Source organism: Nitrospira tepida (assembly GCF_947241125.1).
In the GTDB taxonomy this organism is placed as follows: Bacteria; Nitrospirota; Nitrospiria; order Nitrospirales; family Nitrospiraceae; genus Nitrospira_G; species Nitrospira_G tepida.
This window is the reverse complement of sequence record NZ_OX365700.1, coordinates 4,077,465-4,102,822: the sequence shown is the minus strand read 5'-3', so window position 1 is coordinate 4,102,822 and position 25,358 is coordinate 4,077,465. Positions and strand designations below refer to the sequence as shown.

Genomic DNA, 25,358 nt, shown 5'->3' with positions numbered 1-25,358 from the left:
TATGAACCTGGACTTTCCCTTTCGCTGTGACGCCCAAGGACGCTCGGCCGCCGCGGATGACGAGAAGCACGTTCGAGACTTGATCGAACAGGTGCTGTTTACAGCTCCGGGCGAACGGGTCAATCGGCCGACCTTCGGCAGCGGGCTGATGCAATTGGTCTTCGCGCCCAACAGCGATGCGCTCGCGGCTGCCACCCAGGTAACGGTCCAGGGGGCCCTCCAGCAATGGCTCGGCGATCTGGTGCAGATCGAAGCCGTCGAGGTCCGGCATGAGGACGCCATGCTCCACGTTACCGTTCACTATGTCTTGCCCCGCACCCAACAACGTCGGGTTGCGGAGTTTGGTCGCGCGGTATGACGATGACGACACCCTATCGCTGTAAGAACGAGACGAGGCGGGCCCTCGTCCGGAACACGAAGGGGGCCGATGGCAAGCCGGTCCTGAACGGCATCGACTTTCTGGAAGTCGCGACCGCTGATCAGAAGACGCTTCGCGTCCGGTTCCTCCATCCCCTGCCGGGACAGAGCAACCAGGTGCCGCCCAGCCCGGCTCCCCCGTTGACGCCAGCCAATGTTGTGATCGACGGGGGGGTGAGGATCAGGGGCATTCGCGTGGGGACGGTCGGCGCGACGGACCGGGTCTTGACGGTGACCGTCGCGGAGCCGGGCGACTTCTCGACCTATGTCTTTCGTCTGGTCACGTCGGCTGACGATCCGGCTCCTCCGACGGGCTTTGATCCGCAGTTGTCCGCCATCGAGTTCTCCTTCAAGGTGACCTGCCCCAGCGATTTTGATTGCAAACCGGCTGAGGCCTGTGCGCCCCCGTCCGTCTCGCAGCCGGAGATCAATTATCTGGCCAAGGACTATGCCAGCTTCAGAAGGGTGATGCTGGACCGGCTTTCGCTGCTCCTGCCCCGATGGAGCGAGCGCAGTCCGGCGGATCTGGGCATCGCGCTCGTTGAATTGCTGGCCTATGTCGCGGACCACCTCAGCTATCAGCAGGATGCGGCGGCGACCGAAGCCTACCTCGGGACCGCGCGCCGCCGCATCTCGGTCCGCCGCCATGCCAGGCTGGTGGATTACAGCCTGTTCGAAGGGAGCAACGCGCGGGTTTGGGTTCAGGTTCGGCTGAAGCCGGGCCGGGACAACGTGTTGCTCAGCCGGACCAGCGGCCAAGGCCCCACGATGTTGCTCACCCGCGTCGAAGGGTCCGACGCGGTCATCGCCCCAGGATCGGCGGCTCAGCAGGCCGCGCTCACGGCAGGACCGGTAGTCTTTGAGCTGATGGACGACGTCCGGCTGTTCCGGCAGCACCACGAACTGCCCTTCTATACCTGGGGGGACAAGGAATGTTGCCTGCCGACGGGGGCCACCAGGGCCACCTTGAAGGGACATTACCCGCATCTGACGAGAGGCGCGGTGCTGATTCTCCAGGAGAAGAAGGGGCCGAAGACCGGCGCGGAAACGGATGCCGATCCGTCCCGGCGGCATGCGGTGCGTCTGATCCGGGACGCCGTCAACACAAAGGATCCATTGAATCAAGAACCGATTGCCGAGATCGAGTGGCATGCGGAGGATGCCTTGCCGTTTTCGTTCTGCCTGTCTTCGAAAACCGACAAGGATCATGGCGAAGATGAAGTTGACGATGTCACGGTCGCGCTCGGCAACATCGTCTTGGCCGACCACGGACGGACCATGGCCGAAGAGGATCTGGGGACGGTGCCCCCCGTTCGGCTGTTCCGGATACCGGCTCGCCATGCCGCTTCATCACTCGGCGGCTTCGAGATTGGCCGGGAGGACCGATCCGGCGGCCCGCGACAGCCGGTCCCGCCGCGGTTCCGGCCGGCCTTGCAGGGAAAGCCTCTGACACAGGCCGCGCCTTATCCCTATCGGGAAGTTGGTGAGGACCTCCGGTCGGCCCATGCAGCCATGCAGTACCGGCGCGCGACCGTCCGGCCCCAGATCGTGTCCCTCACGAGCACGGATGAGGCCGGTTCCACGGAATGGACGGCGAAGCCGGATTTGTTGAACAGCCGACAGCTCAACGACTGCGTCGTAGAGATGGAAGAAGACGGGACGGCCTTCTTGCGGTTCGGTGACGGGCGGTACGGCAATCGGCCTCCCTCAGGAAGCCGGTTCACGGTTCGGTACCGGGTCGGCAACGGCGCCCAGGGCAATATCGGAGCCGACACGCTCGCCCATCTCGTCACCGAGAACGCGGATGTGGCGGGTGTCGGCAACCCGATGGCCGCCCAAGGCGGGCAGGAACCGGAAAGCGTGGAGTCAGCGAGGCAGAACGCGCCCTATGCCTTTCGAGCACAGGGACGCGCGGTCACAATGCGGGATTACGGCCGTGTCACCGAGCGCCATCGGGGAGTTCAACGGGCGGCCGCGTCGCTGCGTTGGACGGGAAGCTGGCACACGGTCTTCGTCACCGTCGATCGCAGCGGCGGGAGCAGGGTCGATGCGCGGTTCGAAGCGGACCTGCGCCGCCACCTCGAACGGTACCGAATGGCCGGTCACGATGTCGAAATCGATGATCCTCGGTTCGTGCCGCTGGAGATCGAAATGCAGGTGTGCGTCCACCCCGATTATTTCCGCGGGGACGTGACGGAAGCGCTGCTGCGCCTCTTCAGCAACCGAGTGCTTCCGGACGGCCGGCGCGGCATCTTTCATCCCGACAACTTCACGTTCGGCCAAACGGTCTATCTGAGTCCGCTCTATGCGGCGGCGGAGACGGTCGCCGGCGTGGCATCGGCGCGCGTGACCGTGTTTCAGCGCCAGGGCCTCCCCGGCACCGAAGCGCTGCACACGGGCGAGTTGAAGTTGGGGCGGCTCGAAATCGCCCGACTCGACAACGATGCGAACTTCCCCGAGCGGGGCGTCTTTCGGCTGATTGCGGAGGGAGGGAAATGAGCGGAGAACAGCCTGGCGCCATGGCTTCGGAACAGGCTTCCGAGCTGAATCCCTGCGGGTGTTGCATCGGACTCGGCGCGGCGACCCCTGTCGAGGTCTTCAACCGGCCAGGCCTCTCGGTCGTTCAGTATCGCGTGGGGACCCATGCCCTCTTCAAGAGCACGATGCTCGCGCGGCTTTCCGCGTCCGACCATGCGAAGTTGGAATCCCTCAAGACGCGCCGTGACGATGATTTCGCCATTGCCCTGCTCGATTCGTGGGCGGTGCTGCTGGACATCCTGACCTTTTATCAGGAGCGGATCATCAATGAGTCGTACCTGCGCACGGCGACCGAGCGCCGTTCGCTGCTGGAGCAGGCCCGGTTGATCGGCTATGAGCCGAGGCCCGGCGTGGCGGCCGGCACCTATCTGGCCTTCACCGTCGATGATCCGACGCCGCCTCCAGCCGTGGGATCGGCGCCGGCTGCGACTCCGACGTCGGCGACCGAGGTCGTCATCGAGAAGGGCACCAAGGTGCAAAGCATCCCCGGCCCCGGTGAGAAGGCCCAGATCTTCGAGACGGTCGAGACGATCGTCGGGCAGGCGGGGTGGAACGCCTTGCGGCCACGGCTCACGCACCCACATCCGCTGGAGCCGGATCTGGAGTCGGTGACGATTCCAGGTCTCACGTCGTTCGTCAAGTCCGGCGATACGATGCTGATCGTAGCGGGAGAGGACCCGGCCGGGCGAAGCGTGAAACGGGTGCTGGCGGTGACGACGGATGTCAAGGCTCAGACGATACGTCTGGATCTGGTGCCCTCTCCAAAACCTGTTCCGCTGCCGCGGCCCAAGATCGTGCTCGGCAAGTTCATCAAGCAGGCGGCATTCCTCAACGATCAGTTTCTCCGGAAGGAATTGGTGGTGGCAAAGAGCTGGAAACAGGATGTCTTGCGGGCCATGGCCATCCAGAAGCGATGGTCGCCCCTCGCAATCCAGGCCGCCATCAGGGCGCAGGTCTCGGTGGCCAAGCCGGTTCGTTCCATCCCGGACAAGGGCGAGCCGGCGCCAGTGCCCGGAGCGCAACCTTCCAGGGAGCCACTTCCGAACGGCGTCTTTGCTTTCCGCGAGCGGGCGGCGCTGTTCGGGCACAATGCTCCCAAGTACCAGTCGCTCTCCCCCGCTCAGCGATTGGGAGAAAAGTTCAAGGATAAGACCGGAACCGAACAAACCGTGGAACCGGTGTACCCCAACAGTTGGGAAGAGAGGACCCTCAACGACGAACAAGAAGAGGGTCGGCCGCCGCATCTGTTTCTGGATCGGGTCTATCCGAACATCGTCCGGGACAGCCTGATTCTCTTGGAGAGCCAAGCGGGGCGTGAAGTCTACCGGGTGCGAGAGGTCGGCGAGGTGTCTCGCGCCGATTACACGATCAGCGCCAAGGTGTCTCGCGTGGAGGTGGATCATTCCGAGGGCTTCGGCAACTTCCGGCTTCGCGATACGACCGTCTACGCCGTCAATGAGCCGTTGGACCTCGCGCCCCTCCCCATCTCGGATCCGATTGCAGGGAGCCGCCTCACGCTCGACCGTGCCGATCTCGGCCTGAAGGCCGGTCAAACCGTCATCGTGACAGGCGAGCGGGAGGACCTGCGGGATGTCACGGTCAGCGAGGCGATGACCCTCGCCGAGGTGACGTTGGAGGAAGGGTTCACGACGCTGACATTCGGCCAGGGCCTGACCTATCGTTACGTGAGGGAGACCGTCACCATCAATGCCAATGTCGCGGCGGCGACCCACGGCGAAACAAAGGGGGAGATCCTCGGCAGCGGCGATGCGGCCCAAGCCTTTCAACAGGTCGCCTTGCGCCAGCCCCCATTGACCTATGTCAGCGCGCCGACGCCAGGCGGGGCCGCATCGACGCTCGACCTGTGGGTCAATGATCAACGGTGGCGCGAGGTGTCGAGCCTGTACGGACAGGGGCCGACCGATCGCGTCTATCTCGTCCAGCGGGACGACAGCGGCAACACAACGGTCCGGTTCGGCGATGGCGCCATGGGGGCGCGGCCGGCCACTGGGCAGCACAATATCCGCGCGACCTATCGCCAGGGACTCGGCGCGGCCGGCATGGTCAAGGCGCGGCAGCTCAGTCTGCTCATGACCCGCCCGCTGGGGGTGCGGGAGGTCACGAATCCGCTTGATGCAACCGGGGCGGCGGACCCCGAGACCCGCGACGACATCCGGTCCAACGCCCCGTTGGCGATTCGCACGTTGGATCGCGTGGTCTCCTTGCGGGATTACGAAGACTTCGCCCGGGCCTTTTCGGGGATCGGCAAGGCGCAGGCAACCTGGGTATGGAACGGGACGAAGCGCGCGGTCCTCATCACGGTCGCCGGGACGGGAGGCGCCCTCGTCGAAACGAGTAGCCAGCTTGCCGAAAATCTCGACCGCGCCATACGGGAGGCCGGCGATCCCTTCGTGCCCTTCAGCGTCCTGTCCTACCGCCCTGCGTTGTTCAAGCTGGCCGCCAGGGTGAAGGTTCATGGCGACTATCGGCCGGAGCAGGTCGTCCGGAGCGTTCAGGAACGAGTCCGGACGGCCTTTGCGTTTGAGCATCGGGAGTTCGGCCGGCCGGTCGCGTTGAGCGAGGTCATCGCCCTCATACAGCAGGAGAAGGGCGTGGAAGCCGCCACCGTCACGCAATTCCATCGGATCGATGAGGAACCGGCCTTCCCTTTCCCGGCGCTGCTCGGCGCCGACCAGGCGCGGGTGGGGGATGGAGAGCTGTTGGGCGCCGAGTTGCTCCTGTTGGACCCCAATCTGTTGCCGGATATCGAGGTGCTGTCATGACGATGGATGCCGAAACCCTCTACCGCCTCCTGCCCGCCCTCTATCGCCTCCGGGACGAGGAGCAGGGAGGGCCGCTCAAAGCGCTCCTGTCGGTCATCGCGGAGCAGGCGGCGGCGATCGAAGAGGACTTGGAACAACTGTACGACGATCACTTCATTGAAACCTGCGCGGACTGGGCGGTCCCCTACATCGGTGATCTGATCGGCTACCGGGGGCTGCACGGGGTGGCGGCCAAGGTGAGCAGCCCGCGCGCGGAAGTGGCCAACACGATCGGCTACCGCAGGCGGAAGGGAACAGCTTCCGTTCTGGAACAGCTCGCGGGAGACGTGACGGGATGGAACGCACGCTGCGTGGAATTCTTTCAGTTGCTCGCCACGACGCAATATCTGAACCATCTCCGCCCGGGCCATCCGGCTATGGCGGATCTCCGCCGGCAGGCGACCCTGCAGTACTTGGAGACTCCCTTCGACCGGACGGCCCATACCGTGAACGTCCGCCGCATCTTCAGCGGGAGAGGGAAGCACAACATTCCGAACGTCGGATTGTTCTTCTGGCGGCTTCGCCCCTATCGAGTGACGCGAGGAACAGCCAAGCTGGTGAAGGAGGGATGCTATACCTTCCATCCGCTGGGGCTGGATGGTCCGTTGTTCAATCCCGGTCAGGGCGAAGAAGAGATCGAGCACCTGGCGGAGCCGGTGAACGTGCCGGACCCGCTGCGGCGCCGTATCCTGTACGACGAGCTGGAGTCGTTCCGACAATTGCTCGCCGACGGCAAGACGGAGGCGGCGGCGAGCCAGGGTTTGACTTACTTCAGTTCGCGCCTGCCGGTCTTCCAGATCTTCAAAAATGCGACGGCCATCCCGGCCGCAGAGATCCTCATCTGCGACTTGAGCGAATGGCGGAGGCCCCCGAACCAGCTCGCCTATCGGCCGACCGGGAAACGATTCAACGACAACAGCCCCGACCCCAAGCTGCCGATTCAGGTCGCGGTCGATCCGCTGTTGGGCCGCCTGGCGTTTCCGGCCGGAACCAACCTCGCCAACGTCCAGATCACGGTCAACTATTCCTATGGATTCAGCGACGATCTCGGAGGAGGGCCGTATAAGAAGGACACCCTTGTCTCTCCGGTTTCGGCCCGGGTGTCCGCCGGGGGTTCCACGCTTCCTCAGGCCCTCGCCTCGGTCGGGACGGGGGACGGCGTGATCCAAATTGACGACAGCGCCACGCTCGACGGCAACCTGACCATCACGCTCGGTCCCCAACAGGATCTGGTGATCCAGGCGAACGAAGGCACGCGCCCGGTGATCAACGGCGCCGTGACGATCGTCTCCGCGCCGGGAGCCGAGGTGACGTTGGACGGTCTCATGATCGCGAAGATGGTCCGCGTCACTGGCGCCGAACAGATGATGCTCACGTTGAGACATTGCACGCTCTCCCCCGTGGAGGTGGCCGGCGATCTGACAACCAAGCCGCTCGCGACGCCGTCGATACGGTGGAACGATGCGGGCGTTCACGGAACCTTGATACTGGATCGCTCCGTCAGCGGCCGGATCGTGGTGGGGAGCGATGTGCGCGTCAGCCTCGGCAACAGCCTCGTGGATGCCGTTCAAGAGGGCGGCGTGGTGCTGGCCGGGAGCGAGGATGGGCGCGAGCCGGCCGGCAACCTGCGGACGCTGGGCAGCACGTGGCTGGGCTCGGTCCATGTGCGCCAATTGGAATCGGCGGAACAGAGCCTGTTCCTGGGGCCGGTCACCTGCGACCAGACGCAGACGGGATGCGTCCGGTTTTCCTACGTGCCGCTGGAATCCCAGGTCCCGCGCCGGTATCGGTGCCAACCGGACTTCGCGATCCGGCAGGCGATGGAGGAGGCCAAGACCCGCCATCCCGGTATCTCCGCTTCCGAATTGGAGCAGATCGCCGCCAGAACCAAGGCTCGGCTGCAACCGGTCTGGACCAGCCGGCAGTTCGGCCATCCCGGCTATGGGCAGCTTCACGGTTCCTGCCACGTCGAAATTCGGACGGGAGCCGAGGACGGCTCGGAAGTGGGCGTCTTTCACCAAGTCTTCCAGTCGCAGCGGGAAAGCAATGTACGGACGCGGTTGGCGGAGTATCTGCGGTTGGGTTTGGAGACTGGCCTGTTTTACGTGACGTAGCCAGAGCGGACCTTCGACGATCTGCCCAAATAGCATGAGCCGCAGGGGACGAGTCAGAGGAGACATTCCATGAAAGGCGATTTCAGCCGGCAGACATTCGATCCATCGAAGCACTACAGCGACGTGCTCATGCAGCAGGGACGGGTGCAGCTCGATGCGGATTGGAACGAGCAACAGGCGATCCATCGCTATCGGGCCGAGAGAGGGGCGCAGGACATCATCGGCTATTCCGGCGCTCCCGCCCACAATCCGGGGTTTGAGATCGTGCTCAGCCAGGACCGCTCGACCTTTCTGATCGGCGCCGGAAATTATTATGTCGCGGGCATCCTGTGCGAGAACGAGGCGACGGTCCCGTACGGCGGACAGCCGGACCTGCTCGACGCGCCGGCCGTTCGAGAGATCCTGCAACGGGCCGGGACGACCTTCGGAATCGTCTACCTGGATGTCTGGAGGCGGCACGTGACGGCGCTGGACGACCGGTCCATGCGCGAGTCGGCCCTTGGCGGCCCCGACACCACGACGAGGGTCAAGACCATCTGGCAGGTGAAGGTGCTGCCGGTGAAGGAGCCGCAGGGCGGCTTCGTCGGCTGCACGAGCTTCTTCGAGGAATGGGAGAAGCTGTTGGCGGGCGGAAAGGGCGCATTGGACGCGCGCTCGAGGCCGGCGTCGAGCGTCCCGAACCCCTGCATCCTTCCGGCCAGCGCCGGCTTTCGCGGCTTGGAAAATCAGCTCTACCGCGTGGAGATCCACCGGGGTGGCGTCTTGGGGGATCCGAACAATGTTCCGACGTTCAAGTGGTCGCGTGACAACGGGACCGTGGTGACGGCGATCGAGAAGATCAGCGGCCAGGAGGTCACCGTCCGAGACCTCGGCCCCGACGAGCTGCTGGGATTCGCCAGCGGGCAGTGGGTGGAGCTGTGCGACGATGCCGCCGAGCTTGCCGGCGCCCCCGGGCAGTTGCTGCAAATCGACAACGTCAATCGGTCCACCCGGGTCATCAAACTGACGTCCGCGCCGAGTCCGTTGGCCTCCGGCCCGGCTGGCGTGGAGCCGAAGCGCCATCCCAAATTGCGACGGTGGGACAGTGTCAAGGATCTCCCCGCGCAAGTGCCTTCGAGCAACGAGGGCTTCATCCCGCTCGAGAACGGCGTCGAGGTCAAATTCGAACCGGGAATCTACGCCACCGGCGATTACTGGCTGATTCCAGCCCGGACCGCCATCAACGGCGAGACCGGAACGATCGAGTGGCCGTTCGCCTCGTCGCAACCCCCGTTCGGCATCCGGCACCAGTATTGCCGGATCGCGCTGCTCCGCCGAAACCAGACGGATAACACGCTTACGGTGCAGGACTGCCGGAAGATCTTTCCGCCTCTCACCGGCGTCGGGGCGCTCCATGTCGTCGGAACCAACTGGCTCAACGACGACGTGATGCCGTTGGCGCAGTTGCAGCAGGATGGATTGCAAGTCACCCTGGACGGCGTCCCCTCACAGCCGACCCCGGAGACGCCGGGGGCGCCGCAATCGGTGAATCCCGGGAGCTTCATCGTCACGCTGGAAGCGCCGCTCGCCCCTTCGCCCGATCCGAATGCCGTTCTGCCTCGCGTGAACATGATCCTGAACGGCAAGATCACGGTGGAGAAAAACAGCATTCAGTGGAAGCCGGAATTGGCCGAGCTCCTGAAACTGGTGGAAGGACCGCCCTCGTTGCGGTTGATCCGCGTCACGCTGAAGGGGGCGGCGATTTGGAGCATCCAAGGGGAGGACGTGTTCTATCTCGACGGCCAGGCATTCGGCCGGCCGGGCCTCCGGCCGGGCAGTGATGCGGCTGCGCGGACCGATTTGCTGTTTCCGTCCGGCGCCGGCGTGCGCGCCAGCGATTTCGAAAGCTGGCTGTTCGTTCCGGCTCAAATCAGGCCGCCGCTGCCGGATCTGGATTCATTCAACGTAACGCCGGGCGTCGTTCGGGCGGGCCAGCCGGTCACGGTCGTGCTCGCGTTGAATCGCCCGTCTCCAAGCGGCGGCACGGCCGTCGCATTGGCCAAAACTGTGTTGTCCGGCAGCGATCCCGTCCCAACCTTGCCGCAGGCGGTCACGGTTCCTGAAGGACAGACGACGGTCTCGCTCTCGACGGCGACCAGGGCGGATGCCGCCGGCTCTGTGTCCGTGAAAGCCACCTTGAGAGGAGCGGAGAAGACGGCTTCGCTGACGACACGGATCGTCTCCGTGACGATCACGCCGCCGGCCGTCTCCCTGTTTGCGGGAGCGTCCGTGCAGTTTAACGCGAATGTCGAGGGGGCAGAGGACAATACGGTGACCTTCACGATCCGGGAGGGGGTCCGCGGAGGCAGCATCGCTCGGACGGCGCCGACCAGGGCAACCTATACCGCGCCGAGAGAGCCGGGCCAGTTCCAGGTGGTCGCGACGAGCGCGGCGGATCCGACGAAGTCGGCGATCGCCAGGGTCACCGTGACGGAGAAACGGAAGGATTCAAAAGAAGGCAAGGACATCAAAGAGAAGGAGGTCGAGAAGGTCAGGGACAAGCTCAAGGACATTACCGATACGAAGATCAGAGATGTCCATCCGTTGAGCGGGGGCGGACCCAGGCCGGAGGACTTACGGGCAACAACCAGAGCCCAAGCGGATCGGGGACTGTTGGCCGCGCAGGACGATCGAGGCGAAGGACAGGCGTTCATTCGGCCGGATGAACGCCCTCCGGTTGGAGAACCGAGGGGGTCGGCAAAGGAGCCCACCAGGAAACGGGCCAAACGCAGAAAGAAGGAACGATAGCCCGCATTATTCAGACGGTTCGTGGCGTTGCACCCGTTGCTCCTCTGTTGCAATGGGCCAAGGCAGCGGAAGCGTTCATGAATAATGCGGGATGGGACCAGGCCATATGACCTCCCGTGCAACGTTTCTCGTCGTCGCAAATTCGTGGGATGCGGTCTCCCGGAGTTTTGTCGAGCGGCATCGGGATGGCGGCGTGCAACTCCTGACGCCTCGTGATCTCTCACGGGTCGGGTGGAGCTGCTCGTTCGGCACAATGGGAGTACGTTCACGGGCCGTCGTGGCCGGCCGCTTGTTGGAGGACCGCGAGATCCATGGAGTGCTGACGCGGCTGCCCGGCGTGAGCGAGCAAGAGTTGCTCCATATCGCGGCGGGCGACCGAACCTATGTCGTTGCCGAGATGAACGCATTTTTACTGGCTTGGCTCACGACCCTGCCCTGTCCGGTTCTGAATCGTCCGACTCCGCGCTGCCTGTCCGGCCGCTGGTGGCGCCAGGAGGAGTGGGTCCGCGTGGCCGGTCACCTGGGCATTCCCATTCTCCCGGTCCACCGGCGCATCCGGCTCACCCAGGGTCGAAGACCGAGGGCCGTCTCCCAACCGGGAGGCTCGACCGTGACGCTGATCGGGAGGCGGCATCTCGGGGACGCCGATCCGCTGTTGATCGTTCAGGCGCGGCATCTGGCGCAGGCGGCCGGAACCGATTTCCTGGCCGTTCGCTTTACCGGTCCGTCTCCAGGGTCGGCCTTCGTCGACGCGACGCCCTGGCCGGATATTGCCGATGATGTGATCGGCGAGGCCGTGATGGACTATCTGGTGACGGCGCGTACGGACGGGCAAGAGAGCCAAGAGGCCGCATGATTCTGCTCTGGGGGCTCTTGGAGGACAGTCCGCTGGCGCTTGTGCAAGCGGCGCTTCAGCGGCAAGGGGCGCCGACCTTCGTGGCGGATCAATCGGCGGTCCGTGAGACAGCCCTTGACCTCACGGCCGGCGCGGATGTGCGCGCGCGGCTCCGGGTCGGGTCACGAACATGCGATCTCAGCCAGGTCACGGCCGCCTATATCCGACCCTATGAGTCACGCCGACTGTTGAGCGGAACAGACGCGCAAGAGGGCAGCGCCGCCCGACGCCATGCCGAGGCACTCGACGAAGGGCTGACCCTCTGGAGCGAACTGACCCCGGCGTTGGTCGTCAATCGAATCGAGGCCATGGCGGGCAACAGTTCCAAGCCGTATCAATCCTTGCAGATTCGGTCGAGCGGGTTCGAGGTGCCGGACACGCTGATCACGACGGATCCGGCTGCGGCGGCGGAGTTCTGGGAACGGCATGGCACCGTGGTCTACAAATCCGTGAGCGGGGTGCGGAGCATTGTCTCGCGGTTGACGACGGCTCACCGCGACCGTTTGGCCGATATCCAATGGTGCCCGACGCAGTTTCAAGCCTACGTGCCGGGCACGGATGTGCGGGTCCACGTGGTGGGGAATGACATCTTTGCCTGCGAAATTCTCTCCGATGCCGACGACTACCGATATGCTGCATACCAAGGCTCGGAGACGAAACTCCGGCCCTATGTGTTGCCGGACGACTGTGCCGGACGCTGTGTAAAACTGGCGGTTGCCATGGGGCTCCTTGTGGCGGGCATCGATTTGCGACGGACGCCGGATGACCGCTGGTACTGCTTTGAAGTCAACCCGTCGCCGGGGTTTACCTACTATCAGGAGGGGACGCAGCAGCCGATCGATCAGGCGATTGCCCGACTCTTGATCGATGCGCCCCGTCCCCCCGCCATCCATTGTTGAGCAGGCGGGAAAGAATCGACTCCCGCTCTTCCGGAAGCCTGTCGCCGTACGCCCGAAAGCCTCCATCCGATTTCTCATCGCAGGTTCACCCGGCGGAATGGATGTGGGATCGTGCGCGCGCAACCACGTATCCGATGAGATACAGGCGTATCGCTTTAGATACGGAGCGAAAGACTCTGGACGGAAGCCCTTTACGCGATTGCGAGCTGTCGCGATGGTGTAGGCTGGTACGTACAGTCGTGACTCAAAACGGGCGCAAGCGCACCTGCGCGAAACCGACAGCAGAGGTGTGGCTGTCGTGGAATAAGATTTGCTCGCTAGGTGGTTCCTGTCTCTTCGCATCGCAGTGGATCGGATGGTCGAGGAGGGCTAATTAGGTCTCGCGTCGTTCAATCGAAGAGAGTACACTTCCACCTGGTTTTTCTCGCATGGCTGTGGGGATTGCATAAGCGGGCATGGGAAACCATGAGCGAGCATGTGATTCGTGTCGGTATCCTGCATCGTCATCGTCTCCTGCGCGAAAGTCTGGCCTGTTACCTGAGTCAGCGTGAGACGATCTCGGTCGTGTATGCGGCGTCGGAGTGGGAGTTGGACGGCCGAGCATTGTCCGAGCTTCATGCCCAGGTGTTCCTGCTGGAATGCGACAAGGCCTCGCGAGAGCCGATGCAGGCGGCGAAACAACTCCATGCCTATGCCCCCGAGTCCAAGATTTTGATGTTGGACGTGCCGGACAGGGAGGCCGATATCCTCTCCTGCATCGAGGACGCGGGCGCCTCGGGCTATCTCCTTCGGGACGCGTCGGCGGACGACGTGCTCAGGGCGGTGGAGGCGCTGGCAAGGGGAGAAACGCTCTGCTCTCCGCGGATCGCCCATTTGCTGTGTTCACGGATCTCGACCCTGGCGCAGCGAGACGGCGGAGCCGGTCTCGACGACGACGCGGGTCTGACGAGGCGGGAGCGGGAGATTATCGGATTGATTGAGCGGGGGCTCTGCAACAAAGAGATCGCCGTTCATTTGTGTATCGAGGTGCAGACGGTCAAGAACCACGTCCACAATATCCTCGACAAGCTTCAATTGCAGGATCGCCGGGAAGCCGCCCGATATGCCAGGGAACGGGGCCTGGTGGCCAGGGGACATTGAGCTACCCTGCGTCTCTGGAACAAAGCTGTCTGGTTGGCAGAATTCAAGCGGCGATGACTAAACTGATGAAACGGGCTTTGTCGGCGTCAGCGTTCGTTTGAACGCAAGAATCATAGCCAGATCATGTTTGGCTGCGGCATAGTGGATCCCATCTTGTTTGGCTAAGGCAATGGCCCGCCGGATGAAGAACTCTGCCGCCTCTAGATCGCGTTCAAAGATCAGGATGCTGCCCAGACCGTTTAATGCGGAATAATCATTTGGGTTGCCAAAGAGGGCCTCGAAGAACAGACGTTCTGCCTGCGCCAGCAATCGGTCTTTGGGCGGACGGCCAGCCTGGATCGCCGCCCAATGCTTTAGCATATACGCATTCTTGCGGTGATACCCCGCCAGGTTGAGCACCATTGGTTCCAGCGGCCACGTTTTTTTAGCGTCAGACGTGACGCCATCGATCAGTTGATACTTCTTCTTGGCTGTCTGAAGATCCCTCTTCCCCAAGCAATCAGTGACGGCGCTTTGCCCCTCAACGATGTGCTGTATAGTCTGCTGGAGTTCCCAGCTTGGACTGCTCATCACGGTCGGAACCTCGTTTGCCGCATCCGGAGACGTGCGAACGGCCCGACGGAGCTGTTCAATCGAAGCGGTGTTTCGGCGTTGCAGATTCAAGTAAATGGTGTTCTGGAGGAAATAGGGTAACGGTGTGTGATCGCGCACGCAGGCGACAATGAACCGGTTCAGATGAAAGGCGGTCAGCACTTCGGCAGCAACCCATCGGGACCTTGCCGCGGCCTTCGACCAGAGAAGGATCAGAATGCGGCTGTTCCTGATCGCATTTTGCAGTTCCTTCCGTAACAAAACTCCCAGACGGATCTCTGAACGGTCCAACCAGACCTTGAGGCCGTCCGCCTCTAGAAGTTCTTCGATCTGGGCGACCACCCCGGCTTCTTTCGAGGCATGGCTAATGAACGCATCCATGTGTCAACCATCCTCTGAATGATGCTGCCTTGCTGTCTACAGCGCATAACGGCGCGAAAGTCTGTTGCGGTGAATTCGGGTCAGAGAAGGTGTTAGGCGGCCTGCCCATGACCATGGCCGCCGTCCTTCTACGCAAATCCCTGAAAATGTTCCGCGCGAAGCTTCTATTTGGCGACAGCCTGGCCGACTCTCTGATGTCAGAGACCGAACGCGTCTTTCGTATCGATGATGATGGTTTTGGCGCCTCGTGCCTTGGCCTGTTCGATCATATCGGCAGCGCCGCCGGGACCGCCGACGCCGCGCGGCGTCTGGGCTCTACGGCTCACATCTGTTTGGACCGGCTGAGAGTGGCGTCAAGTGCGCCCATGACCTGCCGAACCACAATTCCAGCGTTTGCGGAGGGATCCTGACTTGAGAGCAGTTCATTGTGCATATCCGTCAGGTCCGGGTTCGGCTTGTCCCTGCCGGCGATCATGAAGGGCAGGATCGTCACCTCGTTTCTCCGCTTCAGAATCTCGCGGAGTTCATACTCGCACGTTGGTGACTGCTCGTAGGTGGAGTCGAGCAGGGCTACGAAATGCGTGGTCTTCTTGAGTGACTCATCCAAAGCTACTTTCCAATCGATACCGGCGGCGTTGACCTGATGGTACTCAAAGGGAATCACGTGCTTTGCCTTGAGAAGCGTGTAGATCTGCTCCACGAGTACACGGTCGGAGCCTTTCAGCGTGTGACTGATAAACACGAAAAACCGCGCGTAGCGCTTCGACTGAAGGTAGTCGAGCCCGTCGACGTCACTGAGTGCCTCGCTAAGGCGATCCATGGCGGCGATACGAGGAGCGACCAAATCTAGAACATCCTCTGGTTTGCTCCACCTCACAATATCGTTCTCAAACCCGCCCGGATCTCCTTTCAGAATCCACGGCAGTCCGTCTGGCTCGGATGCCGCGGACAGCATGCGAATCGCGGGCAATCCCAAACCGTGCGCGGCGGCATACACCTGCTCTAATCGGGAATCGCGCGTCCCAAATTCGGCCAGGACCAGCCCGGCTTCGTGAAGCAGCCGAAAGACCTCACCGCTGCTTTGCCGTTCGGGGTTGCAACGGACGGGCTTGTACCCGCCAGCCCGCAAGCTGCCTTGGAGCGCCTCGCCGACTCCCTCATAGAGCGAGGCGCCCACCAGGATGGCAGCGCTTCTGGACCGCTCGTAGCTCACCGGCCGGCGGTGGTTCGCCGCCCAGGCTTTCCACTGCCGGATCTTCGCCTGGATGACGGTCGTCCATTGTTGCGATTCGATGCGGCGTTCCTTGGTTCCGCAAACGAATTCGATGTACCCTTCCCAGGGTCGAATCGTCTCCGGAGGCCAGAAGCGCGTGCCTCGTTCGTACAGGACGAGTCGCGGGGTATCCGCTCGTTCGGCGAGCCGAATCTCAAACAGGCTGTAGGGCGAGCAGCGTAAGTCCGCGCCGCCGGCCACCGGTGCGGCCTCACGGGGATCGCGGTAGGTCAGAATGCTGACAAACAGATCGGTTCGCCGGAGGAGTTCCTCGATTCGATTGATGTAGTAGGGGGGATCGGCTCCGGGTTCCTCTGGAACGTCCACCAGCAGCGTACAGTCGGCGACCAGCTCTTCCCACACCTGGAGGTTCAGCTCAACATCGCGCGGACGCCAACTGTGGCTGAAGTAAACCGCGAATCTGCTCGGGCCTGCCACGGAATCAGGGGCCTTTCCTCGCTTCTATGGCGCTCACATTGACGACATCAGTGGAGATGAGCTTACGGAACACCGCATCCAGGGTCAATCCAGCGACGAATCCAATGAGCACTCCGAAGAGCACGAGCTTTTTGGCTTGCTCCGGCGAGACGATATTTGGCCCACCTGTCGCAGGCGCGGTGGTGATCTGGGCCGTGATGAACAGCAGCCCCGCGACTCCGCCCGCGATCAGCCCCATGGCCACGGTCGTAAGTGTGGTTTGCGTGGTTACAGGCGTGGAACCCTGACTGGCGTCAAACACGAGGCGGATGGTGGAACCTGCAACTCCGGCCAACAGTGGCGAGAAGAACAAAAGAGAAACCAACAGAGATTGAGGGATGTCGGTCCACGCCAACGCGACGGGGACTGCAGCCACGGCAACGACGAAGACTAACAGGGCAAAGAATGCATGCAAGCTGACGGAAACCTCCTTTCGGCGTTCTTCGATACGGCGCTGCCTGACCAATTCGGCTTTGCGGGCGAGCTGGTCTTTGATCACTCTGACGCACTCAGCCGCATGATCATCCGACCACCCAGGACGCGCCATCAACGAAATCTCATCAGCGCTGGGCAGGTCTCGCCCTGGCCGCAGGGACTCCCAAACCTTCGAGGCGGCGCCGCCGAACGCCGCCAGTGGAAGCATGGCGATTCCGTGGCCCATAGCAACCACGCCGGCAATCATCGTGGAATCGCCGCCCCCCATCAGCAGAATACCGTTTGCCTCATTCAACGACTGGTAAAACGACATTTCCCAATTCTGGCTGTGATCGGGCCGCCAGTCGAACACCTCGCCATTGGTTTGCTGCTCGGGGAACTCGGGCTTTTCTCCGTGCAAGGGATAACGGACCTGAATCGAGCGAGGTTTAGCCAAGCGGCTTGCGACATACCCCTTTACGATGCGGCCTTCCAGAAAGTCGGCGCCACTGGAGTAAACAAGGATGCGAAGCCCGGCCTTGGCAAGTTCCCGTCCGAGCGCCTCGGCGGCTGCAGGTGCGTCAAGGGAAGTTTTCACGTTTCCTACAATTGCGACGATGGGATCTTCAGTCATACATAACTCAGATCTTGGTGGGCGGCTGTGGAGTGGCCGGGGTTGCGATGGTCGACAAACTCCCAGAGCGCGTCGTCATGGGAGTATGGTGATGGAGACAGCGCGGCTCTTGCTGTGCGAAGTTAATATAGCGTGTGTGCACTGAGCGTAGCAATGACTCGTATTGAGTCGTCTCAAATGTTACCGGTGTTGCCAAGCAACATCTTGTAGAGCCATTCACATTACCCCCAAGGCCAGATGGAACTGGCCTCAAGGAGAAAGCGGATAAAGGCAACGGGCATGGCGCGGCGTTATCGGTAGGAGTCTATGTGCGCATACAACAACTCGAACTGGGTGTAGGAGAGACGGCCGTATGCTGGATCGACCGTCGGCGGCTCGGCTCCGTACCCCCGGCCGACAAGCTGGATCACCCCCTCGCAAGAATCGAGCTGCCGGCGCAGCCACTGGCCGAGTTCGCCCTGGCCGGTGGGAAAATCATCTTGGGAGACTGGGTCGAATCCGAGTGTGCGGACCGTGGCGGCCACGTCTTTGCGAGCGGTTCGCAATTCCTCGCTGACCGCCGAGAGAAACAGGCGTGGTCGGTTCATGCGGCGTCGGCCTCCTCTTCGTGGCTTCAGGAGGGGTGAGTTGCGACCGGCTCAATGTACTTGTTCGAGACCCAGCCCTCAAGGTCGCCCTGGCCGTCCACCTCGACTTTCGTCCAGCGTGCGCCCTTTTCCAAGATGAGGAGCAGGGTGCCTTTGCGCAGGGCAGGCGCGGCCAGGTCATATTCGGCGCCCGGTCCCTTGCGGATGTTCAGCGAATCGGCCGTGACGCGGCACCGTTCGTCTTGTTCACCCTTTCGGCCCAGGGCCCGCGACCGGATCGACTCCAACGGAAAGGCCGGTCCCGGATCGCGCTTGCGCTCGGGCGCGATGTCCTCGTGGCCGAGCACGTCCGTCAGCCCATATTCCTTGACGAGCAGGAAAGCGAGTTTCAGCGCGGTCTCAATCTGCTTCTGCGTGTAGGTATGCCACCAGGCCGGTTCCTGATCGAGCTTATGCTTGGCCTGAACGGCTTGGGAGGCCGGATAGGTTTCGCCGAACCAGGCCGTGAGCCTGTCTCCCGTGCGAGTCAGCCGGCCCGCATTATCCATTTCGATGCCGATGGCATATTCGTTGAGTCCGGTGAGGCCTTCCCAATGGCTGGTGCCCGCATGCCAGGTCTTGATGTTGAACGGCGCCAGTTGCGTGATCGTGCCGTCCCGGCCCACCACCAGATGGGCCGAAGCCTGCGCAACGGGATTGCACAGCCAATCGCAAGAGTCCTTGGCGCTGTGTCCGGCCGTGTAGTGAAAGACAAGGTAGCGCGGCGTGATCGGACCGCCGTGGTTGGGAGTCTCTCGATAGGTCACCGCCGGGCCGACCAATCGATGGTCGCGACAGGTGAAAGTATCAGGAGCATCGGTCGCGAGCGAACCGGTGCCGGGTGAGCGGCGAGGCGTTCGTCTTGTGCGAGGTCTCGGCATCGGGCGCTCCTTATCGACGAGGGAGAAGCAAGGATACGAATCTTGGGGCTGTCGCGGCAAGCCGCATCGAATGTATGACCGTCACGATGAAGGGGAGCCGCCGGTCTCTCATGGGAGAGAGACAATGTTCCGACGCAAGGAGTCGGCGATCACTCGTGGCCGGAAGACCGCCGAAGCTCCTCGTGCTTTCGTCCGAGATAGAGGCCGTTCACCAGCCACAGCCCCGCAATCGGCACGGCCGCGAGCGCCATCTCGGAAATGGAAAAGCCGGCTGCCTGCAGCGTTGTCGCCACCCAACTGCTGGCCATGTCTCCGCCTCGGTGCACCACCGTGTCGATGACGTTCTTGGACTGGTACTTTTCTTCCTTCGCGACGACCGTGAAGAGAGTTTCGCGGGTCGGTTTCGTAATGGCAAATTCACCGGATCGCCGCAGGATGCCGAAGGCCACCAGTACCGGCAGGATCGGCGCGACGCTGAAGAGCCCGAACCCGATCAGGTTGAAGGCCGGCACCGCCGCGAGCAGCGCCGTGACCCCCAGCCCCGTCAGGAGCCGGCCGGTCAAGAGCACCTGGGCGCAGACGGTCAGGCCGTTCACGGCAAAGTCGACCAGGGCAAACAGCCGGGTGCGCTCTTCGGGATTGCCCAGCACTTGGGGCACGAGAACCATCTGTTGGCTGTAGAGCAACGTGGAGAGGACCGAATAGCAGCCCAGATACAGGCAGATCAAAAGAAGATAACGAGACTGGAGTATTTTGGTGATGCCGACCAAAAGGCCGGGCGGGGTGCTGGATGTCAGCTCCAAACGATGGCGGTCCTGAAGCCCCTTCTGATTGGCTTGATGCGCAGGGACGGCCCCAGTCAAGGCGAAGAAACAGGCCAGGGACGCCAGCAGCAACGAGATCGAAACCAGAAGCAAGGGGGCAATTCCGATCATCGGCACTGCCAGTGCTGTGAAGAGGGGACCGGACACGGCCCCGGCGCTGCCGCCGGCCGCAATGAAACCAAAGAGGCGGCGGGCCGCTTCCGTGGAGTAGAGATCCGCCATCACGCTCCAAAACACGGAGACGACAAACAGATTGAACACGCTGACCCAAACGAAAAACACGGGCGCCACGACCGAGCGGGGGGCGCCGGTCGTGAGCGCGAGATAGAACAACAACAGGTTGGAGGCGAAAAACAGATAAACCGTGGGAATGAGCCGGCGGACCGGTAGCCGGCCGGCCAGCCAGCCAAAGAGGGGTACCAGCGCGAGCATCGAAACAAACACGGCCGAGAACATCCATGGCAAGGTCCGCATGCCGGACTGGACCCCCATCTCATCGCGAATCGGCCGGAGCACGTAATAGGAAGCGAGCAGCGCGAAGAAATAGAGAAACGACAAGAGCAGAGCCCTGACTTCCTGGTGCTCGATGGAGACCAGCCGGCGCAGCAGAGACAGAAGAGGAGATGGGGTCGAGGCGGCGGTCTGCGTCATTGATGGGGCGGATGGTCGGTGACTATAGCCGGAGGCGGCGGCTGTGGCAACGTGCACAGACGCGGGTCTGTATCGAGATGGATACGGGAAGGGTATCGGAAGAGATACGCCGCCTTTCTCAAGAACCGGGCTGTTCTCTCTATGTTTTTTGCGGAGTTTTCGGGCTTCACTATTGTGGCGGGCAGTTTGCAGGTTTATCCTCATCGGCGGTCCCCGGCGCGGCGCCCTGCGCGTGAGGATATCCGAACTTGTCCCTGCCGGCCCTCAATGTTGTTCGTGCCTGCAATTGCGCAGGGGTGTGTCGAGAAAGGAAGGAGCCATGATCGCAACCCATCCAACCGAGCTTGAGCAGATGAAAACGCTGGGCGAACTGGCCGAGCAGGCCCGAGCCATTCTCCGCGACATGGAGGAGGCCGATCGGGCTCCCATCGTAAGGACCGTCCGCGACTATGCCGGGCGAACGGGATACTCCGCGCAATTTCTTCATGGGTTCGCGGTGCCCCACCCGACACCGACCGGGGTCCGGGCCTGCGATGTCGCCCCGCTGCTGAACGGATGCGGAACGGAACTCAAGTACGAACACTTTTCCGTCGTCATGTCGAAGTCTCGACGGCTCGCCCTCTATGTCGCCTGCAACATCGACGGCCGGCGTTCTCAAAAAATCAAACGCGGCCAGGACCGCTGGAGCCTCGATCCGCGGATGGACCGGGAGTATCAGATCGGGGAAGACCTCTATGCGAGGAACGAATTGGATCGCGGGCATTTGGTGCGGCGCGAAGATCCGGTGTGGGGCCAGACGCATGAGGCGGCCGTCGCGAACGAGGACACCTTTCACTTCACCAATTGCTCTCCGCAGCATGAAAAGTTCAATCAAAAAACCTGGCTGGGACTTGAAGACTATATCTTGCAGAACAGCCGCGCGCACAAGTTGAAGGTCACCGTGTTTACCGGGCCGATCTTGCGCGACGACGATCCGGAATATCGCGGCGTGCGCCTGCCGCGGGAATATTGGAAGGTGATCGCGGTCATCTCCGACGGACGGAAGTCGGCCACGGCCTATATGATCAGCCAATCGGAGTTGCTTGAGCAGTTACGGGTCTTCGGCTTCGGCCGATACAAGACCTATCAGGTCAGCATCGGCCAGATCGAATATCTGACGAACCTGGACTTTGGACCGTTGAAGCACTATGACGGCTTCACCACCGAGGAGGGGCGAACCAGGCGGGCGATGCGGGCCGAGATCCGATCCTGGGAAGACATTCGAATCTGAGACGTTGCGCGCGGCTTGATCATCGAACGATCCATGATCTTCCACACACGAGCAAAGGAGGACCGCCATGCCTGACCTCACACAGGTGCGACTTGGCAGAAAGACAGAACCCCCCATCGTGCTCCGCAAGAGCGACGATCTGATCGCGGTCCGAACACGCTCGACCCGATCCATCAGGTCCGGAGCCGTTCCAACTCCCGCCTCAGGGGAAGTGGCGGACGGACATCTTATCTTTACGATTCCGGAAGCCGGCGTCGAAGTCTATCGAGTTCCCCCTGGACCGGGGCGAAGGTCCTTGGAGAGTCGAAAGGAAGCGATCCGCGCAGCCTCCGACGTGCGGTTTGCCGGAGGCGTCATGGTGGATGAGAAATCCGGGGAGCCGGTGCTGTACACGGAAAACCTGTTCATTAAGTTTGTCGATGATATGGACCCGGAGGACTGTCGGGACGTGATCCGGGAAGCCGGTCTCACCATCAAGAAAGAGCTGACCTACGCCGCCAACGCCTTCTTCGTCGGCGCGCCGGAAGGCACAGGGACCCAGGTCTTTGATCTGGCCGCCTCGCTCTTGAATCGCAAGGAGGTGGAGTATTGTCATCCGGAGCTCGTCCGGCCAAAAGGCCGGCGGACGATTGCCGCCGAGCAATGGCATCTCAAGACCACCACGGTCAACGGCACCCAGGTCTCGGCGAGCGCCAACGTCGAGGCGGCCCATCAGATCACCATGGGGGAGGGGGCCGTCATCGCGATCATCGACGACGGGGTGGACATCGATCATCCGGAATTCGCCGGCTCGGGAAAGGTCCTTGCCCCGCGCGACGCCACGGTCGGCAACGGAGATCCCAGGCCGAAGGATGTGGTGTTCGAAGAAAATCACGGGACCGCCTGCGCGGGAGTGGCCTGCGCGGCCGGGGTTGAGCGCGCCTCCGGGGTGGCTCCGAAGGCCAAGCTGATTCCCATCCGTCTGAACTCGGCGCTGGGCTCCCAGCAGGAGGCCGAGGCGTTCGAGTGGGCGGCCAATCACGGCGCCGATGTCATTTCGTGCAGTTGGGGCCCGACCGATGGGCGGTGGTGGAAGCCGGACGATCCCGGACACCATCAGAAAGTTCCGCTCCCGGCCAGCACCAAGTTGGCGATTGACTATGCGACGACCAAGGGGCGAAGCGGCAAGGGTTGTCTTGTCCTGTTTGCAGCCGGGAACGGAAACGAGAGCGTGGACAACGACGGGTATGCCAGTTACGAGCGCGTCGTCGCGGTTGCCGCCTGCAACGACCGGGGCAAGCGCAGCGTATACAGCGATTTCGGAAAGGCCATCTGGTGCTCGTTCCCGAGCAGCGACATGGGCCACGCGCCGTTTCAGCATCCGGCGCCGCTCACCACGGGCATTTGGACGACAGACCGTGCGGGATCTCCGGGCTATAATCCGGGCAAACCCGCCGACGGCGACCTCCGTGGCAACTACACGAACAGTTTTGGCGGAACGTCCAGCTCCTGTCCGGGCGCGGCGGGAGTGGCCGCGCTGGTGCTGTCCGTCAATCCCGATCTCAAATGGCAGGAGGTGCGGGAGATTCTCAAGCAATCCTGTGACAAGATCGATCCGCAGGGCGGCCAGTACACGGCGGAAGGATGGAGCCGCTTCTACGGCTATGGTCGGCTCAACGCCGAAACCGCCGTGAAACTCGCCAAGCCGTCGGAGCAGAACCGCGTGCTCATCAGCCGGACGTTCAACGAGCCGGTGCCGGATCTCCAAACCATCACGGTCTCGCTGGACGTGAATGACGCCACTCCGGTCGAAAATCTGATCGTGCACCTCGATCTGGCCCATACGTATATCGGGGATCTGGTTGTCACGCTCATGCCTCCGGCGGGTCTGACCCCGGCCAAAGCCGTTCTGCATGATCGGAAGGGAGGCGCGGCGCAGAACATCAAACGGACCTACGACATGCTGGATACCGCCGCGCTCGCGCCGTGGAAAGGCAGGAGTCTCAAGGGGACTTGGATGCTCAAGATTCAGGATGTCGAAGCCCGGGATGAAGGGACGCTCAAGCAGTGGGGATTGGAATTGGTCTTCGGTTCCATGGGGCCGCAGGCGGAGGCCGCGCGGAATGCCGGTTCACTGAATCGCGGCATGAGTCGCGGGCGGCGAGCCGCCAAGGGTCGAATGACGAGGACGGGCGGCCGGCGCGCGTCCTCACGGCCGGCCCGCCATTCATGAGAGAGGGTGTGTTGCTCAATCCGTTGAATCTCCAGGGAGCAGGGGGGTTCGGCCCCCCGCTCCCGCTCGTGCGGAACCCGTCGAGGCCGCGCCTGTGGCATTCCGGCGGAACAGGATCGGATCTTCCGCCGCGAGCGCCGTGAGACTTCGATGGGGATCACAAAACTGCCCCTCCGCGGGCCTGTCCTTCGGCAGGCCGTCCGGCGCGGTCTTATTGTTGACGGGCACGCCGAAGGCTGCCATCTCTAGTTCATACAGTCACATTAGTTGAAGATACGCATATGGCCAATCGGCACCGGCGGACTGGTCCGCCCGGTGCCGCTGGTCCGCCAGATTCGCTTCCTCGTCATGGCGGGGCGAGGGTAGGTTTCAATACGTCATCTGTGGTAAGAGAGACCATCCCGCACAATTGGGTCATTGCGCTCAGGAGAGAGCATCTTCATCGAGACGATCCCGTTATCATCATGTGCGCTTCTGCTGGACTCCGCGCCGAGGGAGAGAGAAGATGAGCCCCAAGCCAAGTTTGGACGATAATGCGCCGCCACAGAGTCATGTCACTGGCGCGAGGTTTTCTATCCGAGTCGCAGCGGCGCTCCTGACCCTGTTGATCGCGGGAAGTCCGTCAGGATCTCTGGCGGCCGATCAGGGGCCGGCCGGCGCCGCTTCCAAGGAACCGCCGGCTGCCTCGCATCAAAAGGAAAGTCAGAAAGAGAAGGACAGCCACAAAGAAAAGGACAGTCAGAAGGAGAGTGAGGGGAAGGCCTCTTCCGGCTCGGCGGAAAAGCACCCGGCGTCGGGAGAGGGATCGGCGCCAGCCGCGCCGCCTCCGCCGGAGCCGCCAGAGGAGCCGGCGAAGAAGGCGCTGGGGTCGGTCATTCTGACCGCCAAGCTGGCCTTGATGGCCGATCCGCGGTTGTTTCCCTATGAGATTGAGGTGGAAATCGACGGCGCGAGGGCGGTGCTCTCTGGCAAGGTCGCGAGCGCGGAGGAACAGCTTGCCGCGACGGAGGTCGTCCAGACAGTCCCTTCCATTAAGGAAGTGGTGAACAAGCTGGTGGCGACGCCCGATGTCAAGGCTGCCCTGGCCAAGCACGCCGACGAACTGATCACGCAGTACGTCAAGGACCGGTTCGCGCGCAGCGAAACCTTGAAGACCTCGGGATTCGAGGTGACCTGCCAAAACGGCATCGTCTCGCTCAAGGGGGAAACCCGATTCCAGGTGATTGCCCTTGAAGCGGCTCAGGCCGCCAGGCAGGTTCCGGGAGTCAAGGCCGTCAACACGGCCGGGGTGCACTTGGCCGGAACAATTATCAAAGAGAAGGAGCCGGAGAAGGAGCCGGCGAAAGAATCCGGGAAAGAATCGTCGAAAGAATTGCCGAAGGAACCGGTGAAAGAACCCAAGAAAGAACCGGCCAAGACGAAAGAGAAAGACTAGGAGCCTGCCCGACATTGCCGTTCGTGACGAGGCGAAGCAGGCGCTGGCAGATACAAGGCCGCAGGCCACGATAAACC

The 25,358-nt window shown here is 62.5% G+C and carries 19 protein-coding genes; 11 read left to right on the top strand and 8 right to left on the bottom strand.

Annotation, left to right across the window (positions count from 1 at the left end; translation table 11 throughout):
• The first annotated feature begins 1 nt into the window (after position 1).
• The 8 genes from QWI75_RS19460 (at position 2) to QWI75_RS19425 (ending at position 13,612) form a co-directional block, all read left to right on the top strand.
• Positions 2–358, top strand: a complete 357-nt coding sequence (locus QWI75_RS19460) for a GPW/gp25 family protein (RefSeq protein WP_289270915.1) — start codon at positions 2–4, stop codon at positions 356–358.
• Entirely contained in the window at positions 355–2,916 is a 2,562-nt protein-coding gene (locus QWI75_RS19455) for a putative baseplate assembly protein (protein WP_289270913.1), read from the top strand. The genes QWI75_RS19460 and QWI75_RS19455 overlap by 4 nt, the downstream gene beginning before the upstream one ends.
• Positions 2,913–5,738, top strand: a complete 2,826-nt coding sequence (locus QWI75_RS19450; protein WP_289270911.1) for a putative baseplate assembly protein — start codon at positions 2,913–2,915, stop codon at positions 5,736–5,738. The genes QWI75_RS19455 and QWI75_RS19450 overlap by 4 nt, the downstream gene beginning before the upstream one ends.
• Positions 5,735–7,891, top strand: coding sequence for a hypothetical protein (locus tag QWI75_RS19445; protein ID WP_289270909.1), 2,157 nt, complete (start codon positions 5,735–5,737; stop codon positions 7,889–7,891). The genes QWI75_RS19450 and QWI75_RS19445 overlap by 4 nt, the downstream gene beginning before the upstream one ends.
• A 69-nt stretch (positions 7,892–7,960) precedes the next feature.
• A complete protein-coding gene (locus QWI75_RS19440; protein ID WP_289270907.1) occupies positions 7,961–10,678 on the top strand; it encodes a DUF6519 domain-containing protein in 2,718 nt (905 codons plus the stop codon).
• 106 nt (positions 10,679–10,784) lie between these two features.
• Complete coding sequence (locus tag QWI75_RS19435) at positions 10,785–11,534, top strand: hypothetical protein (RefSeq protein WP_289270905.1); 750 nt, start codon at positions 10,785–10,787, stop codon at positions 11,532–11,534.
• On the top strand, positions 11,531–12,472 hold the full coding sequence (locus tag QWI75_RS19430; protein WP_289270904.1) for an ATP-grasp domain-containing protein: 942 nt from the start codon (positions 11,531–11,533) through the stop codon (positions 12,470–12,472). The genes QWI75_RS19435 and QWI75_RS19430 overlap by 4 nt, the downstream gene beginning before the upstream one ends.
• A 465-nt stretch (positions 12,473–12,937) precedes the next feature.
• Positions 12,938–13,612, top strand: a complete 675-nt coding sequence (locus QWI75_RS19425) for a LuxR C-terminal-related transcriptional regulator (protein ID WP_289270902.1) — start codon at positions 12,938–12,940, stop codon at positions 13,610–13,612.
• Positions 13,613–13,669: 57 nt separating this feature from the next.
• Here QWI75_RS19425 and QWI75_RS19420 read toward each other — a convergent pair whose 3' ends face one another.
• From QWI75_RS19420 to QWI75_RS19390, 7 genes are all read right to left on the bottom strand, one after another.
• Positions 13,670–14,584, bottom strand: coding sequence for a toll/interleukin-1 receptor domain-containing protein (locus QWI75_RS19420; protein WP_289270900.1), 915 nt, complete (start codon positions 14,582–14,584; stop codon positions 13,670–13,672).
• A gap of 197 nt (positions 14,585–14,781) precedes the next feature.
• Positions 14,782–14,910, bottom strand: coding sequence for a hypothetical protein (locus tag QWI75_RS19415; RefSeq protein ID WP_289270898.1), 129 nt, complete (start codon positions 14,908–14,910; stop codon positions 14,782–14,784).
• Positions 14,907–16,295 carry a toll/interleukin-1 receptor domain-containing protein gene (locus tag QWI75_RS19410; protein WP_289270897.1) on the bottom strand — a complete coding sequence of 463 codons (1,389 nt, stop codon included), beginning with the start codon at positions 16,293–16,295 and terminating at the stop codon, positions 14,907–14,909. Before QWI75_RS19410 ends, QWI75_RS19415 begins: the two co-directional genes overlap by 4 nt.
• Positions 16,296–16,299: 4 nt before the next feature.
• Positions 16,300–17,382: a hypothetical protein gene (locus tag QWI75_RS19405; protein ID WP_289270895.1), complete on the bottom strand. Its 1,083-nt coding sequence runs from the start codon at positions 17,380–17,382 to the stop codon at positions 16,300–16,302.
• A gap of 290 nt (positions 17,383–17,672) precedes the next feature.
• A complete protein-coding gene (locus tag QWI75_RS19400) occupies positions 17,673–17,969 on the bottom strand; it encodes a DUF4062 domain-containing protein (protein WP_289270893.1) in 297 nt (98 codons plus the stop codon).
• Positions 17,970–17,995: 26 nt separating this feature from the next.
• Entirely contained in the window at positions 17,996–18,889 is an 894-nt protein-coding gene (locus QWI75_RS19395) for an N-acetylmuramoyl-L-alanine amidase (RefSeq protein ID WP_289270891.1), read from the bottom strand.
• Between the two features lie 149 nt (positions 18,890–19,038).
• On the bottom strand, positions 19,039–20,364 hold the full coding sequence (locus QWI75_RS19390; protein ID WP_289270889.1) for an NTP/NDP exchange transporter: 1,326 nt from the start codon (positions 20,362–20,364) through the stop codon (positions 19,039–19,041).
• A 319-nt stretch (positions 20,365–20,683) separates the two neighbouring features.
• Between QWI75_RS19390 and QWI75_RS19385 the strand changes: the two genes are divergently transcribed.
• Both QWI75_RS19385 and QWI75_RS19380 read left to right on the top strand, forming a co-directional pair.
• On the top strand, positions 20,684–21,634 hold the full coding sequence (locus tag QWI75_RS19385; RefSeq protein WP_289270887.1) for a DNA/RNA non-specific endonuclease: 951 nt from the start codon (positions 20,684–20,686) through the stop codon (positions 21,632–21,634).
• Positions 21,635–21,701: 67 nt separating this feature from the next.
• Positions 21,702–23,846 (top strand): S8 family serine peptidase, encoded by a 2,145-nt coding sequence (locus QWI75_RS19380; protein WP_289270885.1) that lies wholly within the window; start codon positions 21,702–21,704, stop codon positions 23,844–23,846.
• Between the two features lie 15 nt (positions 23,847–23,861).
• Here QWI75_RS19380 and QWI75_RS19375 read toward each other — a convergent pair whose 3' ends face one another.
• Positions 23,862–24,089 (bottom strand): hypothetical protein, encoded by a 228-nt coding sequence (locus QWI75_RS19375; RefSeq protein ID WP_289270884.1) that lies wholly within the window; start codon positions 24,087–24,089, stop codon positions 23,862–23,864.
• A gap of 262 nt (positions 24,090–24,351) precedes the next feature.
• Between QWI75_RS19375 and QWI75_RS19370 the strand changes: the two genes are divergently transcribed.
• Positions 24,352–25,281, top strand: a complete 930-nt coding sequence (locus QWI75_RS19370) for a BON domain-containing protein (RefSeq protein WP_289270881.1) — start codon at positions 24,352–24,354, stop codon at positions 25,279–25,281.
• Positions 25,282–25,358 lie beyond the last annotated feature (77 nt).